This window comes from Streptomyces sp. GbtcB7 (assembly GCF_019091445.1).
Taxonomy (GTDB): Bacteria; Actinomycetota; Actinomycetes; order Streptomycetales; family Streptomycetaceae; genus Streptomyces; species Streptomyces mirabilis.
Map to the genome: position 1 here is coordinate 59,450 of NZ_JAGXJM010000024.1, position 15,181 is coordinate 74,630.

16 protein-coding genes are annotated in these 15,181 nt (G+C 70.9%); 8 read left to right on the forward strand and 8 right to left on the reverse strand.

From position 1 onward, the window contains the following. Window positions 1–50: 50 nt before the first annotated feature. Complete coding sequence (corA, locus tag KVT44_RS33805) at window positions 51–1,178, forward strand: magnesium/cobalt transporter CorA (RefSeq protein WP_054235950.1); 1,128 nt, start codon at window positions 51–53, stop codon at window positions 1,176–1,178. 85 nt (window positions 1,179–1,263) lie between these two features. Here corA and KVT44_RS33810 read toward each other — a convergent pair whose 3' ends face one another. Together KVT44_RS33810 and KVT44_RS33815 are read right to left on the reverse strand one after the other, a co-directional pair. Continuing rightward, a complete protein-coding gene (locus KVT44_RS33810) occupies window positions 1,264–1,692 on the reverse strand; it encodes a CBS domain-containing protein (protein ID WP_054235951.1) in 429 nt (142 codons plus the stop codon). 128 nt (window positions 1,693–1,820) lie between these two features. Then, window positions 1,821–2,453 (reverse strand): uridine kinase, encoded by a 633-nt coding sequence (locus KVT44_RS33815; RefSeq protein ID WP_217571114.1) that lies wholly within the window; start codon window positions 2,451–2,453, stop codon window positions 1,821–1,823. 386 nt (window positions 2,454–2,839) lie between these two features. Here KVT44_RS33815 and KVT44_RS33820 point away from each other — a divergent pair, with 386 nt between their 5' ends. The 3 genes from KVT44_RS33820 (at window position 2,840) to KVT44_RS33830 (ending at window position 5,894) form a co-directional block, all read left to right on the forward strand. Continuing rightward, complete coding sequence (locus tag KVT44_RS33820) at window positions 2,840–3,535, forward strand: DUF2293 domain-containing protein (protein WP_217571116.1); 696 nt, start codon at window positions 2,840–2,842, stop codon at window positions 3,533–3,535. A 234-nt stretch (window positions 3,536–3,769) separates the two neighbouring features. Then, a complete protein-coding gene (locus KVT44_RS33825; RefSeq protein WP_190170260.1) occupies window positions 3,770–4,249 on the forward strand; it encodes a DUF1772 domain-containing protein in 480 nt (159 codons plus the stop codon). Window positions 4,250–4,406: 157 nt separating this feature from the next. Continuing rightward, entirely contained in the window at window positions 4,407–5,894 is a 1,488-nt protein-coding gene (locus tag KVT44_RS33830) for a glutamate synthase subunit beta (RefSeq protein ID WP_054235955.1), read from the forward strand. A gap of 49 nt (window positions 5,895–5,943) precedes the next feature. Here KVT44_RS33830 and KVT44_RS33835 read toward each other — a convergent pair whose 3' ends face one another. Further along, window positions 5,944–6,480 carry a carboxymuconolactone decarboxylase family protein gene (locus KVT44_RS33835; RefSeq protein ID WP_217571118.1) on the reverse strand — a complete coding sequence of 179 codons (537 nt, stop codon included), beginning with the start codon at window positions 6,478–6,480 and terminating at the stop codon, window positions 5,944–5,946. A gap of 41 nt (window positions 6,481–6,521) precedes the next feature. Here KVT44_RS33835 and KVT44_RS33840 point away from each other — a divergent pair, with 41 nt between their 5' ends. Next, window positions 6,522–7,964 (forward strand): PLP-dependent aminotransferase family protein, encoded by a 1,443-nt coding sequence (locus KVT44_RS33840; protein ID WP_190170258.1) that lies wholly within the window; start codon window positions 6,522–6,524, stop codon window positions 7,962–7,964. Window positions 7,965–8,085: 121 nt separating this feature from the next. On the opposite strand, the gene KVT44_RS33845 is transcribed toward KVT44_RS33840, so the two are convergent. Next, window positions 8,086–8,364, reverse strand: a complete 279-nt coding sequence (locus KVT44_RS33845; RefSeq protein ID WP_190170257.1) for a DUF397 domain-containing protein — start codon at window positions 8,362–8,364, stop codon at window positions 8,086–8,088. Then, window positions 8,365–9,225 (reverse strand): helix-turn-helix transcriptional regulator, encoded by an 861-nt coding sequence (locus tag KVT44_RS33850; protein ID WP_075026282.1) that lies wholly within the window; start codon window positions 9,223–9,225, stop codon window positions 8,365–8,367. Window positions 9,226–9,496: 271 nt separating this feature from the next. Between KVT44_RS33850 and KVT44_RS33855 the strand changes: the two genes are divergently transcribed. The 3 genes from KVT44_RS33855 to KVT44_RS33865 all read left to right on the forward strand — a co-directional run bounded on the left by KVT44_RS33855 (window position 9,497) and on the right by KVT44_RS33865 (window position 12,840). Further along, the gene (locus KVT44_RS33855; protein WP_190170256.1) at window positions 9,497–10,249 is read left to right on the forward strand and encodes an ATP-binding protein; all 753 of its coding nucleotides are present in this window, start codon (window positions 9,497–9,499) and stop codon (window positions 10,247–10,249) included. Further along, window positions 10,246–10,692: a hypothetical protein gene (locus KVT44_RS33860; protein WP_217571120.1), complete on the forward strand. Its 447-nt coding sequence runs from the start codon at window positions 10,246–10,248 to the stop codon at window positions 10,690–10,692. Before KVT44_RS33855 ends, KVT44_RS33860 begins: the two co-directional genes overlap by 4 nt. 234 nt (window positions 10,693–10,926) lie before the next feature. Beyond that, entirely contained in the window at window positions 10,927–12,840 is a 1,914-nt protein-coding gene (locus KVT44_RS33865; protein WP_229889005.1) for an ABC transporter ATP-binding protein, read from the forward strand. Window positions 12,841–12,852: 12 nt separating this feature from the next. Here the strand turns inward: KVT44_RS33865 and KVT44_RS33870 are convergent, their stop codons facing one another. The 3 genes from KVT44_RS33870 to KVT44_RS33880 all read right to left on the reverse strand — a co-directional run bounded on the left by KVT44_RS33870 (window position 12,853) and on the right by KVT44_RS33880 (window position 15,171). Then, entirely contained in the window at window positions 12,853–13,026 is a 174-nt protein-coding gene (locus tag KVT44_RS33870) for a hypothetical protein (protein ID WP_095855250.1), read from the reverse strand. A gap of 187 nt (window positions 13,027–13,213) precedes the next feature. After that, the gene (locus KVT44_RS33875) at window positions 13,214–13,903 is read right to left on the reverse strand and encodes a DUF899 domain-containing protein (RefSeq protein WP_217571122.1); all 690 of its coding nucleotides are present in this window, start codon (window positions 13,901–13,903) and stop codon (window positions 13,214–13,216) included. 95 nt (window positions 13,904–13,998) lie between these two features. Continuing rightward, a complete protein-coding gene (locus tag KVT44_RS33880; RefSeq protein ID WP_217571124.1) occupies window positions 13,999–15,171 on the reverse strand; it encodes a cytochrome P450 in 1,173 nt (390 codons plus the stop codon). Window positions 15,172–15,181 lie beyond the last annotated feature (10 nt).

A 15,181-nucleotide genomic window follows, 5' to 3' on the forward strand; every position in this document is an offset into this window, starting at 1 on the left:
ACGCCAGGGCGCGAAGTGCGGCGCGGGGAGATCCACGCAAGGAGTTCCGGATGTCCATGGCAGGGAATCTGCGGAAGGTCACGAGCCTCGGCAAGGTCGGTGGGCTCCGCAAGGTGGCGCGGCTGGCCCGGCGGCGTACCCGTGTCGACCTGAGTCACCACGCCCGGTCCCCGCTGGGCACGGCGGTGGTGAACTGCGTGGCGTATCAGGACGGCGCCAGGGTCCCGGGCGGACGCGATCTCGTCGAGACCGTGGAGCGGATCCGCAAGAGCGACGAGGGTTTCGTCTGGCTCGGACTGCACGAGCCCACGGACCAGGAGTTCGCCGGCATAGCCGACCTCTTCGACCTGCACCCACTGGCCGTCGAGGACGCGGTGGAGGCCCATCAACGGCCGAAGCTGGAGCGGTACGGCGACACACTCTTCGCGGTGTTCAAAACGGTCTGCTACGTCGAGCACAAGGAGCTGACGGCGACCAGCGAGGTGGTGAACACCGGCGAGATCATGGTCTTCGTCGGGTCCGACTTCGTCATCACCGTGCGGCACGGACGGCACGGGTCGCTGGGGCCGCTGCGCGAGGAGCTGGAGGCGGACACCCGTCAACTCGCCAAGGGCCCGGCCGCGGTGCTGCACGCGATCGCCGACCATGTGGTCGACGACTACGTACATGTCACGGACTCGGTCCAGGAGGACATCGACCAGGTCGAGGCCGATGTGTTCGCCGAGAACGGCGCGCGGGCGGACGCGGGCCGCATCTACCAGCTCAAACGCGAACTCCTGGAACTGAAGCGGGCGGTGGTGCCACTCGCCCGCCCCGTCCAGGAGCTCGCCACCCGGCCGATACGGGTGATCGCCCCGGAGATACAGGCGTACTTCCGGGACGTCTCCGACCATCTGCTGCGGGTCACCGAGCAGATCGCCGCCTTCGACGAACTGCTCAACTCGATCCTGCAGGCACACCTCGCGCAGGTGACGGTGGCACAGAACGAGGACATGCGGAAGATCACGGCATGGGCAGCGGTCATCGCCGTACCGACGATGGTCTGCGGGCTCTACGGCATGAACTTCGACCACATGCCGGAACTGCACTGGCGGTTCGGTTACCCGATAGTCATCGGCGTGATCACCCTCGCCTGCCTCGTCCTGTACCGGGGGTTCCGGCGCAACGGCTGGCTGTGAGAGTGGTGAGCCGCCCCTCGCCCGGCACGGCCGGCCGGGCGGGAGTGCGCGCTCACGACCCTCCCGGTCGGGAGAGTCCGCGCGGTCAGCGCATCGCGCTCCTCGCGTAGACGCTCTCGACCCACGCGGCGAGCTGTTCGTCCGTCAGGTGCTGGGCCAGGTCGGCCTCGCTGATCATGCCGACGAGTCGTTTGTTCTCGATCACGGGAAGCCGGCGGATCTGGTGCCCCTTCATTTCCTGGAGCACCTCGCCGACGTCGGCACCCGACTCGATCCAGCGCGGGGTGCCCTGGGCCATCTCGCCCGCGGTGACCTGGGCCGGGTCGTGGCCCATGGCGACACAACCGACGACGATGTCGCGGTCGGTGAGGATGCCGCAGAGCCGTTCGTTCTCGTCACTGATGGGCAGCGCGCCCACGTTGAGCTCACGCATCAGCTGGGCTGCGCGGTCCAGGGTCTCGTGAGCGGGGATCCACTGGGCACCACGGTGCATGATGTCTCCGGCGGTGGTCATGAAGTACCTCCCGGTGCCGGACGGCCGGCGCGGCGCGGAACACACCGCTAGTCCCGGCGCCCTACATTCTCGCCGTGTCCCCAGGCACGCGCACCCGGAAGTCCGGGATGCGCTTCCGTGGCCGCCGCTCAGCCGTTCCAGGCGGGGTGGCGTGGATCGTCGGCGCGGACCAGGACGTCGGCCGTGGCGCCCGGGTCCACTTCCGTCTCGTAGCGCTCGAAGGCGGGCAGGGTCCAGTGCTCGGGTTCCGGAGTGCGGCGGCGAAGGGCGCCCGGGGAGAGGAGGACGTGGACGCTCAGGTCGAACGGGAACCAGTGCCGAAGCAGGAAGGGGCCGTGGAGCAACAGCACCCCGCCGGGCGGGAGCTGGACGTAGGGGCTGCGGGTGGCGCGGTCGGTGATCGGGTCCCAGAGGTCGGGCAGGACGCGGCCGTCGCCGCCGGGGTCGAGCGGGCCGAAGACCTCGCGCCACAGGGCGCCGGTGTCGACCCAGCCGTTGTAGTACGCCTCGGCGTCCTCGTGACCGTATTCGAGCCGGAGTGACGCGGGGCGCAGGAAGCCCTCCGTGCCGACGACGAGCGAGGACCGGCCGCGTATACGCAGCGCCTCACTGACGCGGTGGGCGAGGTCACCGGGGTGGGCGGCGGGGGCTCCGTCGAAGGCGATCCGCGGCCACGGACTGCCGTCGTCCGGCTTCAGGTCGAGCAGGCGCTCGGCGAGGAGGTCGCCGAGCCGTTCCCAGGTGATCGCTTCGAGTCGCACAGGCCCATGATGCCGCGATCACGCGTCGCTCTCGTGGGCGCGGCGAGCGGCGAAGGCGGGCAGCGAGGTCGGACGGAGGCTGCGCGCGGCTCCGGGCGTGGGCCGCGACCGGCGAGGGACGCGTCAAGGCGGGCGGGTATGGCCGGGAGGGGTCGCGCCGAAGAGGAGGGCCGTGGCCAGGAGCGAGGCACATCGAGGAGGGGGCCGTGGGCCGGAGGGGCCGCGTCGCGAAAGGGGGCCGCGGGCCGGAGGCGGCCGCGTCGACCAAGGGGCGGGCCGAGAACAAGGCGGGGCTCGAGGAGGACGCGGGGGTCGAGAAGAAGGCGGCATCGAGAAGGGGGCGGCATCGCGTAGGGAGCCGCCCCGGACAGGGGAATGAACGACCTATGGCACCGAGCGCAACTCCCCCGCCCCGTGGCGGACTTCTCGTCATCCAGCCGCTGAAGAAGCGCCGCTGTGTCGAGTGCCGGAGTGGGCCGTTTGCGCTGCTGGTGCTGGAGGAGGGGGAGCCACGCTGTCTGGACTGCGCGGACCTGGGACACCTGGTGTTCCTGCCACGGGGCGACACCGCGCTGACGCGCCGGTCGCGGGAGGGCAGCGCGCTGTCGGCGGTGGTGGTGCGCTTCAACCGGCGGCGGAGCCGGTACGAGCGGCAGGGCGTCCTCGTCGAGGAGGCGGCGCTCGCCCTGGCCGAGGCACGGTGCCTGGCGGACGCGGAGGCGCGACGGCGGCGCCGGGCGCGGGACGCGCGGCGGCGGGAGGCGGAGGATCTGCGGTTCACGGAGGCGTTCGCGCGGGAGATACGCGGGCTTTTTCCCGGCTGTCCCGCCGACCGGGCGCACGCGATCGCCGCGCACGCCTCGGTGCGCGGGAGCGGGCGGGTGGGGCGCAGCGCCGCGGGCCGCGCGCTGTCCGAGGCCGCCGTGACGGCTGCCGTCCGTGCCGCCGTACGTCACACGGACACTCCGTACGACCAGTTGCTGATGAGTGGCGTGCCGCGGCACGAGGCGCGCCGGCGGATCGCGGCCGCGGTGGAGGCGCGCCTTGAGGGGTGGCGGGACGAGCTCGCGGCACGCGCGTGACGGCGTGCACCCGGCGACGGCGTGCCATCCAGCGAAGACGTGCCACCCGCGAAGGCGCGCCACCCGGCGAAGACGTGCCACCCGGTTCTGGACGTTCGCGCATGCCTCCGCGTCCCTCGGCCATGGTCACTGTGACAGTAAGGGATTTCACTTGTGGTGACGGTGGGTGCCGTGCAGGATCTCGGAATCTCAGGATCTTGGACTTCGGCTTCGGGGAGCTACGCGGGGGTTGTCATGATCGATGGACCGTATTTCGTGCTGACCGTGCTGGGGGTGCTCGGCTGCGGGCTGGTGGCCGGGGTGTTCTGCGGGTTCTCGACGTTCGTGATGCGGGGGCTCGCCGAGTTGCCGCCCGCGCAGGGCGTGGCGGCGATGAACGCGATCAACGTGGCCGCGGTGCGCCCGGCGTTCATGTTCGTGTTCGTCGGGTCGGCGGGGCTGTGTGCCGTGCTCGCCGTGGTCACCTTCGTGCTGCTGCCCGACGAGGGGACGGTGGAGCTGTTGCTGGGCAGCGCGTTGTATCTGTTCGGGACGTTCGGGGTGACGGTCGTCGCGAACGTCCCGCGCAACGACGCGTTGCTGAAGCTGGCCCCGGGTACGCCGGAGGCCGCCGTGTACTGGCGTTCGTATGTGCGCGAGTGGACGCTGTGGAACCACATCCGCGCGGTCGCGTCGGCCGCCGCGGCGGTCTCGTACACGCTGGCCCTCACCTGAGGCCTGCGGCACCCGAGAACGGTGCCCGCAGCTGAGCGGCAGGGTACTCGGAGGCGACGTATCGTGGCGGGAAAGGAGTGCCGCCCAGGGCCGTGGGCCGAAGGCGTTCGATGGTCGCGCGGCCCCGTACCGGTACGCGTACGTGAGGGAGACGGCCATGGCCGATCCCAAGGGATTCATGACCACTCCGCGCGAGGAGTATCCCCGTCGGCCCGTCGAGGAACGGGTGCGGGACTGGAACGAGGTGTACGTCCCCGGTGCGCTGCTGCCGATCATCAGCAGGCAGGCCGACCGCTGTATGGACTGCGGCATCCCGTTCTGCCACGACGCCTGCCCGCTGGGCAATCTGATTCCCGAGTGGAACGACCTCGTCTCGCGCGAGGACTGGCGGGCGGCGAGCGACCGGTTGCACGCGACGAACAACTTTCCCGAGTTCACCGGCCGGCTGTGCCCCGCGCCCTGCGAGGCGGGCTGTGTTCTGGCGATCAACCAGCCCGCGGTGACGATCAAGAACGTCGAGGTCGCCATCGCCGACCGCGCCTGGGCGGACGGTTTCACGCCACCGCGTCCGCCGGACCGGCTCTCGGGCCGTACGGTCGCGGTGATCGGGTCGGGGCCCGCCGGGCTCGCCGCGGCGCAGCAGCTGACCCGGGCCGGGCACACCGTCGCCGTGTACGAGCGGGCCGACCGGATCGGTGGGCTGCTGAGGTACGGGATCCCCGCGTTCAAGATGGAGAAGCGGCATCTGGACCGGCGGCTGGAGCAGATGCGGGCGGAGGGCACGAAGTTCCGGACGTCCACGGCGATCGGGCGGGACCTCGGGGCGGCCGAGCTGCGGGCGCGCTACGACGCCGTCGTGCTCGCGGTGGGTGCCACGGCCTGGCGCGAACTCGACGTTCCGGGGCGGGAGTTGGCCGGCATCCATCAGGCGATGGAGTATCTGCCGTTGGCCGACCGGGTGTGCGAGGGGGATCTGGAGGTCTCGCCCTTGTCCGCGGCCGGGAAGCACGTCGTCATCGTCGGCGGCGGTGACACGGGCGCCGACTGTCTGGGGACCGCCGTGCGCGAGGGCGCCGCGTCCGTGACCCAGCTCGACATCTATCCGCAGCCGGAGTCCGAGCGCGACGAGGACGTCGAGCCGTGGCCGACCTACCCGAAGATCTACCGGCTCTCGGCCGCGCACGAGGAGGCCCGCGACCTGGAGACGGCGCCCGCCGCGGACGCGGACGCGCGCCTCTTCGCGGCGTCCACGCTCCACTTCACCGGCGACGCGGACGGGCATGTGCGCTCCCTGCACCTGGTCGAGGTCGACGAGCGGCGCCGCCCGGTCCCCGGCTCCGGGCGGACCCTCCCCGCCGACCTCGTGCTGCTCGCCCTCGGCTTCTCGGGGCCCGACCGGCACGACGGGCTGATCGACCAGCTCGGCCTGGTCCTCGACGCGCGCGGCACGATCACCCGCGACACCGACTTCGCGACCAACGTGCCCAAGGTGTACGTCGCCGGGGACGCGGCCCGCGGGCAGTCGCTCATCGTGTGGGCCATCGCCGAGGGGCGGGCGGTGGCGGCCGCCGTGGACCGCGCGCTGGCCGGGACATCGCAGTTGCCGGCGCCGATCGGACCGTACGACCGCCCCATGACCGCGTAGGGCCCCGTCGGTCGGTGCGGGAGACCCCGGGTCTGCGTTGCGGTGCGGGTCAGCGGCGTTCGTCCGTGCCCGCCACCTTCGCCGTGGCCAGCGCGACCCGGTTCCAGGTGTTGATCGTGAGGATGAGGGCCAGGACGTGGGCCAGTTCCTGGTCGTCGAAGTGGGCGGCTGCCTCCGCGTAGACGTCGTCGGGCACACCCGCGTCGGCGACGCGCGTGACCGCCTCCGTGAGCGCGAGGGCCGCGCGCTCCCTCTCGGTGAAGAAGTGCCGGGCCTCGCGCCACACCGGGACCATGTGCAGACGGTCCTCGCTCTCGCCGGCCTTGCGGGCGTCGTTGGTGTGCATGTGGAGGCAGTACGCGCAGTGGTTGAGGTGGGAGGCGCGGATCTGGATCAGTTCGACGAGGGCCGGGTCGAGCCCGTCGCGGGCCGCCGCGTCGAAGCCGACGAGGGAACGGAAGACCTTCGGGGCGGACTTCGTGAAGTCGAGGCGAGCGGGAACGGTGGTCGTCGTGTTCATGGTGTCCCTCGCGTTCGTCGTGTTCGTGTTCGTGTTCGTCGTGTTCGTGTTCGTCGTCATGACCATGAATCTACGGACCGGAAAGACCGACTGTAGGGTGCATTTTCATGGCGGAATCATGGGTCAATTCTGCGGAGCGGATCGGCGCCGACCTCCATCTGGAGCTGTCCGGGCCGGGCGGACGGCGGGCCGCGCTGATCCGGGCCCTGCGCGAGGCCGTACGCGAGGGCAGGCTCGCCCCGGGCACCCGGCTGCCGCCGTACCGCTCGCTCGCCGCCGACCTGGGCGTGGCCCGCAACACGGTCGCCGACGCGTACGCCGAACTCGTCGCCGAGGGCTGGCTGACCGCCCGGCAGGGGTCGGGCACCCGCGTTGCCGAGCGCGCCGAACCGCTGGGGGCCCCGGAGCGCGTACCGAAAAAGGCACCTCCACGCGCGCGTGGACCCCGACACGATCTGCGGCAGGGAACACCTGACGCCTCGTCGTTCCCGCGTGCCGCCTGGCTCGCCTCATACCGGCGGGCGCTCCAGCAGGCGCCCAACGCGGCCTTCGGGCCCGGCGATCCCGCGGGCCGCGTGGAACTGCGCGAGGCCCTCACCGAGTACCTGGCACGCGCGCGTGGCGTGCGCACCGAGCCGGGACGGATCGTGATCTGCTCGGGCTTCGCGCACGCCCTGCGGCTGCTCTTCCCGGGCGTGTTGCGCGGGCCGCTGGCGGTCGAGTCGTACGGCCTCGGCTTCCATCGCGAGCTGCTGGCCGCCGCGTCGGTTCGGACCGTGCCGCTGTCGCTGGACGAGGACGGCGCCCAGGTGGGCGAGTTGGGCCGGGAGCGGGCGGTCCTGCTCACGCCGGCGCATCAGTTCCCGACCGGTGGCCCGCTGCACCCGGAGCGGCGGGCTGCCGTCGTCGACTGGGCACGCGCGCGTGGCGGCGTGATTCTGGAGGACGACTACGACGGCGAGTTCCGCTACGACCGCAAGCCCGTCGGCGCCGTGCAGGGACTGGACCCCGAGCGGGTCGTCCACATCGGCTCGGTGAGCAAGAGTCTGTCGCCCGCGCTGCGGCTCGGCTGGATGGTCCTGCCGCGGCGGTACGTCGACGCCGTCCTCGCCGTCAAAGGCGAACGGGAGGCGTGGGCGAGCGTCCTGGAGCAACTGACGCTCGCGGACTTCCTCGCCTCCGGGTCGTACGACCGTCATGTCCGCCGGATGCGGCAGCGGTACCGCGGGCGGCGTGACCGGCTCGTCGCGGCCCTCGCGGAGCGGGCGCCGCACATCGAGGTGACGGGGATCGCGGCCGGGCTGCACGCGGTGCTGCGGTTGCCGCCCGGGACCGAGCGGTCGGCCGTCAAGGCCGCGACCTGGCAGGGTGTCGCGCTCGACGGACTTGCCGGGTTCCGGCATCCGGAGGCGACGATGTCCGCGCCGGACGGGCTGGTGGTGGGTTACGCGACGCCCTCGGAGCATGCGTACGGGGCGGCGTTGGAGGCGTTGTGCGGGGCGCTGCCGCCGGGTCCTTGGACACCCCTTGGCCGACGCCCCGCCAGGTAAAGCGACGTTTGTAGTCGTGGTCCTACGGTGTTGTCGTGGTCCTACGGTCTCGGTCTCGGTCTTCTATCGCTGCAAGTAATCAATTCAGCACCAATTTATTCAGCACCAATGTCAAGGGAGTTCAGGAAAGAAGGAAGTCGGCCACGCCTTCCTTGGCGCCTTGGATGAACGCGGTCATCTCGCCGGGTGTGTAGATCAGCGCGGGCCCGTCCGGGTCCGCCGACTGGCGGACGGCGATACGCCCGTCCGCGAGCTTCATCGCCTCCAGGCAGTTGCCGCCGTTGCCGCCGCTCCACGGCTTGTGCCAGCCCTCGCTGCCCAGTTCACGGGCGGGCATCCCGTTGTAGATCCGCTCATTGCGGATCCGCTCGTTGCGTATCCGCTGCTTGATGTTGTCCATTCACAACTCCTTGCGGAAATCCCGGAGGATCTCCTTCGTGCGATGTGCCGTGGCGGCCTGAGCCGCCATGCGGTCCATGACCTCGAGGTGGGTCGCCACCTCGGAACGCTCGTCCAGATAGACGGCGCCGGTCAGGTACTCGCTGTAGACCATGTCCGGGAGTTCCGGCATGGCAAAGCGAAAGAGCACGAAGGGCCCGTACGTGCCGGGGTGCGGCCCCGTGGAGAACGGGACGACCTGGAGCGTCACGTTGGGCAGCTTCGTGGTCTCGATCAGCTTGTCGATCTGGGCGCGCATCACCTCGGGACCGCCGACGGGCCGGCGCAGGGCCGTCTCGTCCATCACGGCCCAGATCCGGGGTGCGCCTTCTCGAGTGAGCAGATTCTGGCGTTGCATGCGCAGCGCCACATGGCGCTCGATGTCCTCGGGTCTGGTCTGGCCGATGGCGCCCGACTTCAGGACCCCACGGGCGTACTCCTCGGTCTGCAGGATTCCGGGCACGAAGTGGGGTTCGTACGAACGGATGAGGGTGGCCGCGCCCTCCAGGCTGACGTACATCGAGAACCAGCCCGGCAGGATGTCGTGGAAGCGCTGCCACCAGCCGGGCCGGTTGGCCTCCTCGGCCAGTTGGACGAAGGCCTCGGCCTCCTCGTCCGACACCCCGTACGACTTCAGCAGGAGCTGGAGGTACGGGATTTTGAGGGCGACTTCGGCCATCTCCATCCGGCGGACCGTGGCGGGCGCGACACGCAGGATGCGCGCCGCCTCCTCACGCTTGAGACCCGCGCGTTCTCGCAGGTCCAACAGGCGTCGGCCGAGGACGACCTGGCCGACCGTCGGCGCGGACCGCGGTTCGCTCACGTCCCACCTCCACTGATTCCCGAACAGGCGCCGTTCCGACGGTCGGATGCCGTGGTGAACGGTCGGACGCCGTTCTGAACGCTTCTGAACAGGTACTGCGTCCTGACAGACCGGACGGCGCCGTTCGGGGTCCTCTTCGTCTTCTTCGACGATCCCAACTGGCGCCGCTCGGCGTGCTGTTGCCAGCAGTGTGCCACGGCCCTTCTCAGAGTCACACGGCACTCTGCAATTTTCAGAGTGACACTTGCCAAGTGTTCACGGCGGGGAGATAGTGGCAAGCGTGATTCCGTCCGCGCCCTTAGGAACAGACGCCGCCGAGGACCGCTCCGGTCTGCGTGCCGCCGCAGGGGCGCGCCCCGGCGCCGCCGCCGCGCGCCGGTTCCGCTTCGAGCTGGCCGCACACCCGGGTTCCGTGGCTCAGGCCCGGCATCTGACGCGCGCCCGGCTCTCCGGCTGGGCCGTGTCCGACGACACCTGTGACACGGCGGTCCTGGTCGTCTCCGAGTTGGTCACCAACGCCATCGTGCACAGCGCGAGCGCGCGTGTGGTGTGCGAGCTGCACGACAGGGACGACCTGGTGCGGATAGCCGTACGTGACGAGGGATGCGCTCCTGATGAGCCGCACCCCTCGCCGCAGCGTCCCGAGGAGGAACACGGCAGGGGGCTGCTGCTCGTCGCGGCCGTGTGCCGGTCCTGGGGCGCCCAGGACACCGCGCCGGGGCTGCTGGTCTGGGCGGATCTCCCGCGCTCCCCGGCGACCGACGCCGCGGGTGCCGCGGCGGCCCGCTCCGACCTCGGATGGGGCGCGAGGAAGCCACCGGCCGACGGCCGGGGCACCGGGACGGAAGGGTCCTGGGGAACGGAAGCATCCTCGGCCAGGGAAGGGTCCTGGGGAACGGAGGCATCCCCGGTGACGGAAGCCTCCTGGCGGGCGGAGGCGTCCTGGCGGAGGGAATCCTCCTGGGGTAAGCGGACCATGGGGATCCCCCCGATGGGGCGAAGCCGGGATCGGGGAAGGCTGTGAGGAGTACGTCGGCGACAGGACCCGGTGCTCAGGTCCTGAGCCTGGACACGCTGGTCCGCCTGAAGCGCGAGCAGACGGTGTCCAGGGCGTTGCGACGTCTCCCCTTGCCCGAGGGCATGACGGTACCGCTGGGCTGCGACGCGGTCGCGGTGCCCGCACGGTTCGGGCCCCTGCTGATGACCCGGCTGCCCCGGGTGGGCTGTGTGTACGCCGACGGGGCGCACTGGTGGTGGCTCGTGCCCTCCGAGTCCGATGTGGCCCTGGACTGGCCCGCGCCCGCCCATTACGCCGCCGGGGCGGTCGTACCGGACACCCCGCACGCCCCCGGCCTCATCCACAAGCCGGCCGGCACCCTGCCGTACACTCCGCCGATCCCCCTCTATCTGGCCCTGTGCCGCGTCATCGGTACGACACCCGTCTGGTCGCGTCCGATCAGCGCGTGATCCTCCCGTCAGGGGGCTGGCGAGTGTGTCCGAAGTGCGCCGGTCGCCACCCGTACTCCGCCATCACCACGAGTGGAGTGCCGTGTTCCTGGGGAGGGCACCGTTCATCCGTTCCCGGGGAGGCCGATGGTGGGGAAGTCCACAGGGAAAGCGCGCAAGAAGAAACGCGACGACGACAAACCGGCGCCGTCCGCGTCCGAACACCTGCTCTTCGGCGGCCCCCTGCGCTACGACATGGGCTGGTCGCAGCACTCCGACGCGTTCCTCGAGTTGAACTTCCGCGCGATGGTGACGCGGCTGCCGTCCCTGCTCGCGTCCAGTTTCCGGCTGGCCTGGACCGCGGACCGCCGCGCCGCCCGGATCGTGGTGTCCGCCGAACTGGCCCGGGGCGCGGCGCAGGCGGTGAGCCTGCTGGCCGTCAACATCGTGCTGGGCCGGCTGATGACGAGCGGCTCCGTCGGGGACCGGCTGCACGGCGCGGTCCCCGCGCTGATCACGGTCGCCGCCGTCATGCTGCTCGGCGCGCTGCTGCGGGCGGCCTCGACGTATGCCACCGGGCGCCTGGAACCCAAGGTGGAACGCGTCGCCACCGAGCTGTACCTGGAGCGGGCGGCGGCCGTCGAACTGTCCGCGATCGAGGACGACGCCTTCCACAAGCTGCTGGACACCGCGCAGTACGGTGCCTCCTCGGCCCGCCGCATGATCGCGATCGCCACCCGCGTGGTGAACGCGATGATCTCGCTCATCGCGGCCGCGGGCGTGCTGACCGTGCTGCATCCCGCCCTGCTGCCGCTGCTCGTGACGATGACCCTGCCGAGCGCCTGGAGTTCCCTGACGATCGCCCGGCGCCGCTACGAGTCCTTCCACACCTGGGTGCAGCACGCCCGTGCCGGGCACCTGATCAGCAGTCTGCTCACCGAGCCCGCCGCGGCCCCGGAGATCCGCGTGCACGGCGTCGGCCCGTTCCTGCTGCGTCACTTCCGCTCGATGTCGGAGACCGCCGAGGCGGAACAGGCCCGCCTGGCCCGTCTCTCCGCCCGCACCGGCCTGGTCGCGGCGGGCTGGACGGGCATCGCCACCGTGGCGACGTACGCGACGCTCGGCGGACTGCTGCTCGCCGGTGCGATGGCACTCTCCGTCGCCGGTACGGCCGTGATCGCGATCCGTACCGGCTCCGCGAGTCTCGACACGCTCGTCCTGGAGGTCAACTCCCTCCATGAGGAAGCCCTGTTCGTGGGCGATCTGCAGCGTCTGTACGTGGAGGCGGCCGAGCGCGCGATCCCGGTGGGCGGCGAGCCGCTCCCCGACGATCCGAGCGAGATCCGCTTCGAGAACGTCACGTTCACCTATCCGGGCGCCTCGACCCGGCCGGCGCTCGCGGATGTCACCCTGCGTCTGCCGCTCGGCAAGATCGTGGCGCTCGTCGGTGAGAACGGCTCGGGCAAGACGACCCTGGTGAAGCTGCTCGCGGGCCTGTACGCGCCCGAGCGGGGCCGGATCCTGTGGGACGGCGTCGACGCGGCGACCGCGGACCGGCAGCAACTCGCCGAACGCATCGCGATGGTGGCGCAGGACTTCAAACGCTGGCCGTTCACGGCCCGCGTCAACGTGGCGGTCGGCCGCGCCTCGGCGCCGCTGACGGACGAGCGTGTCACCTCGTCGGTGGCGGAGGCCGGGGCCGAGGACGTGGTCGCCGACCTGCCCCGCGGCCTGGACACGCTGCTCGCCCGCGGGTTCAGCGGTGGGCACGAGCTGTCGGGCGGGCAGTGGCAGCGGCTGGGCATCGCACGGGCCGCGTACCGCCGTGGTCGCATCCTGATCGTGGACGAGCCGACCGCGGCTCTCGACGCCCGGGCCGAGCTGGAGGTCTTCGACAAGATCAGGGCCCTGGCGGGCAGTGGCCAGACGGTCGTCCTCATCACCCACCGGCTGGCCTCGGTCCGCCACGCCGATCTGGTGCATGTCCTCGAACAGGGTCGCCTGGTGGAGTCCGGCAGCCCGGACGAACTGCTGGCGAAGGGCGGTGTCTACGCCGAGCTGTACTCCTTGCAGGCCGAGCAGTTCACGACGAAGGTGCCGACGAAGATTCCTACGAAAGCGTCAACGAAAGCGCCCGCTCCGAAAGTGCCCGCTCCGAAAGTGGGCTGACCTCGGCCGGCCTCACTCGACGAGTTCCCCGGCGCGCACGATCACCAGGAACGCGTCCGAGGCGAGGTCCATGACGACCTCGGCTGCCTGCCCCTGAAGGCGGCACGCCTGCGCGAACTCCTCGGCGGGCCACGAACCGCGCGGCCCACCGGCGGGAAAGCGCTCCAGCACCATTCGCCCGTTCACCCTGCACCTCCATGTAGCGCCGTACTCATGACGCGTACTCATAGAGTTAAACGCCAAAGGCGGGGTGAAGGGCTCGGTCAGTGACGGTACTGAGACATAGTCAACACTCGTTCACTGCTCTGCTGTGAGGGAACTCTCGGCCTGTGCGCGTTTCGTTTCGTGAGTTTCCCTTTCTCGTACTTTCCTGTCATTCCTCGTACTCGTCGTGGTACCTGATCCGCTCGCTGCCCGCCGGCGCCCCCAGTGCCGAGGCGCGTCCCCGGGGCACCTCCCACTCCTCCTGCCTGCCGAGTGCCGTGAGATCCAGCAGGGTCGTCGTCGAGCCGAGCCCGTCGAGGCCGCGCTCGTACGTCGAGTAGGTGTGGAAGACCCGGTCGCGGTCCCGCAGGAAGCAGCTCACGCCCGGCCGCTCGTAGGGCTCGTCGTCGACCTCGACGGACACCCGGAAGTCGTGGTTGAAATCGCTGTCGTACGACGAGTACCAGGGCACCGTCCAGCCCATACGGGCCTTGAAGGGCAGGATCCTCGTGTACGGAGCCCGCGACACGGCGGCGAACTCCGTATCCCGAGCCCGCAGATGGGCGAGGTGGCCGATCTGGTCGAGGAAGGCCGAGCAGCTGCGGCAGCCCGCGTCCCACTCCGGCGCGAACATGAAGTGGTAGACGACGAGTTGGTGGCGCCCCTCGAAGAGGTCGAGCAGGTCCGCCTTGCCGTCACCGCCCTCGAACACGTACTCCTTGTCGATCTCGACCATCGGCAGCCCGCGCCGCTCCGCGTTGAGCGCGTCGCGCGCGCGGGTCGCCGCCTTCTCCTTGACCAGCAGTTCCTCGCGCGCGGCGCGCCACTCCTCGCTCGAGACGATCTGTGGAAGCGTCATGTGCCCCTCCTATGCCCCTCCTACGAAACAGTGCCTTCGCAGTGGTGACCGGGCACGGGAGCGGAACTCATCGGCGGAGCGGAGAATTTCTGGATTCAGTACGTCACCGGGAGCGCGAGCAGGCCGCGGGCGCGCAGGGAGGGTCGCCACCGCAGCTCGGCGGGGTCGGCGTCGAGCGCGAGGTCCGGAAGGCGTTCCAGGAGCGCGGAGACGGCGATCTCCGTCTCCAGGCGGGCCAGCGGCGCGCCCACGCAGTAGTGGATGCCCCGGCCGAGGGCGAGATGACCGGAGGCGTCCCGGTCGAGGTCGAGGCGCTCGGGGTCGGGGAAGCGGGCCGGGTCCCGGTTGGCCGCGGCCAGGGACAGCAGGACGGTCTCGCCCGCGGGCACGGTGACCGCGCCGATCCTCACGTCCTCGACGGGGAAGCGCCGGATGGCGAGCAGCGCGGGCCCTTCGTGGCGCGCGAACTCCTCGACCGCGTGGGGAAATCGCTCCGGGTTCGCACGCAGGGCGGCCAGCTGGTCGGGGTGGGTGAGCAGTCCCAGGATGGCGTTGCCGATGAGCTGCACGGTGTTCTCGTAGCCCGCGAAGAGGATGAGGAAGGCGAGCGACATCAGCTCGTCCTCGGTGAGCCGGTCGCCCTCGTCGCGCACCGCGATCAGGTCGGAGAGCAGGTCGTCCGCCGGCCTCTTCCGTTTGTCCGCGAGGAGTTGGGTGAGGAACCCGAGCATGGCCACGACCGCCTCCTTGGCGGCCCCGGGACGCGCCGGGTCCGGCGCGACGAGCACGTCGGTCCAGGCCCGGAAGTCCCGGCGGTGCTCCCCCGGGATGCCCAGCAGGTCGCAGATGACGGTGATCGGCAGGGGCGCGGCGTACGCGGCGATCAGGTCGGCGCTGCCGTGCGGTCCGAGCGCGTCGAGGAGCCGGTCGGCGGTTTCCCGCACGGGTGTGCGCAGTTGCTCGACGCGGCGCGGTGTGAAGGCGCGGACCACCAGGCGCCGGATGCGGGTGTGATCGGGCGCCTCCATGTTCAGGAGGTTGGCGTCGAGAGCGGGCGGCAGCGACAGCCCCTGGTAACTACCGGGCAGCGCGTGCTTCTTGTCCACCGAGAGCAGCGGGTTCGCGAGTGCCTCGCGAACGTCCTCGTACCGGGTGACGAGCCAGGCGGGGTTGCCGTCGGTACCGGCGACGCGGTGCACGGGCGCGGTGTCGCGCAGGCGGTCGTAGACGGCGTACGGGTGGTCGATGAGGCCTTCTGCGGGGTCCATGCCCTCCAGC

What these genes read in the sequence shown, in the direction of transcription:
- KVT44_RS33880 (WP_217571124.1), bottom strand. Translation starts at nt 15,171, where the DNA reads ATGGACCCCGCAGAAGGCCTCATCGACCACCCGTACGCCGTCTACGAC.
- corA (WP_054235950.1), top strand. Translation starts at nt 51, where the DNA reads ATGTCCATGGCAGGGAATCTGCGGAAGGTCACGAGCCTCGGCAAGGTC.
- KVT44_RS33875 (WP_217571122.1), bottom strand. Translation starts at nt 13,903, where the DNA reads ATGACGCTTCCACAGATCGTCTCGAGCGAGGAGTGGCGCGCCGCGCGC.
- KVT44_RS33820 (WP_217571116.1), top strand. Translation starts at nt 2,840, where the DNA reads ATGGCACCGAGCGCAACTCCCCCGCCCCGTGGCGGACTTCTCGTCATC.
- KVT44_RS33840 (WP_190170258.1), top strand. Translation starts at nt 6,522, where the DNA reads ATGGCGGAATCATGGGTCAATTCTGCGGAGCGGATCGGCGCCGACCTC.
- KVT44_RS33825 (WP_190170260.1), top strand. Translation starts at nt 3,770, where the DNA reads ATGATCGATGGACCGTATTTCGTGCTGACCGTGCTGGGGGTGCTCGGC.
- KVT44_RS33865 (WP_229889005.1), top strand. Translation starts at nt 10,927, where the DNA reads ATGGGCTGGTCGCAGCACTCCGACGCGTTCCTCGAGTTGAACTTCCGC.
- KVT44_RS33830 (WP_054235955.1), top strand. Translation starts at nt 4,407, where the DNA reads ATGGCCGATCCCAAGGGATTCATGACCACTCCGCGCGAGGAGTATCCC.
- KVT44_RS33835 (WP_217571118.1), bottom strand. Translation starts at nt 6,480, where the DNA reads ATGGTCATGACGACGAACACGAACACGACGAACACGAACACGAACACG.
- KVT44_RS33810 (WP_054235951.1), bottom strand. Translation starts at nt 1,692, where the DNA reads ATGACCACCGCCGGAGACATCATGCACCGTGGTGCCCAGTGGATCCCC.
- KVT44_RS33845 (WP_190170257.1), bottom strand. Translation starts at nt 8,364, where the DNA reads ATGGACAACATCAAGCAGCGGATACGCAACGAGCGGATCCGCAATGAG.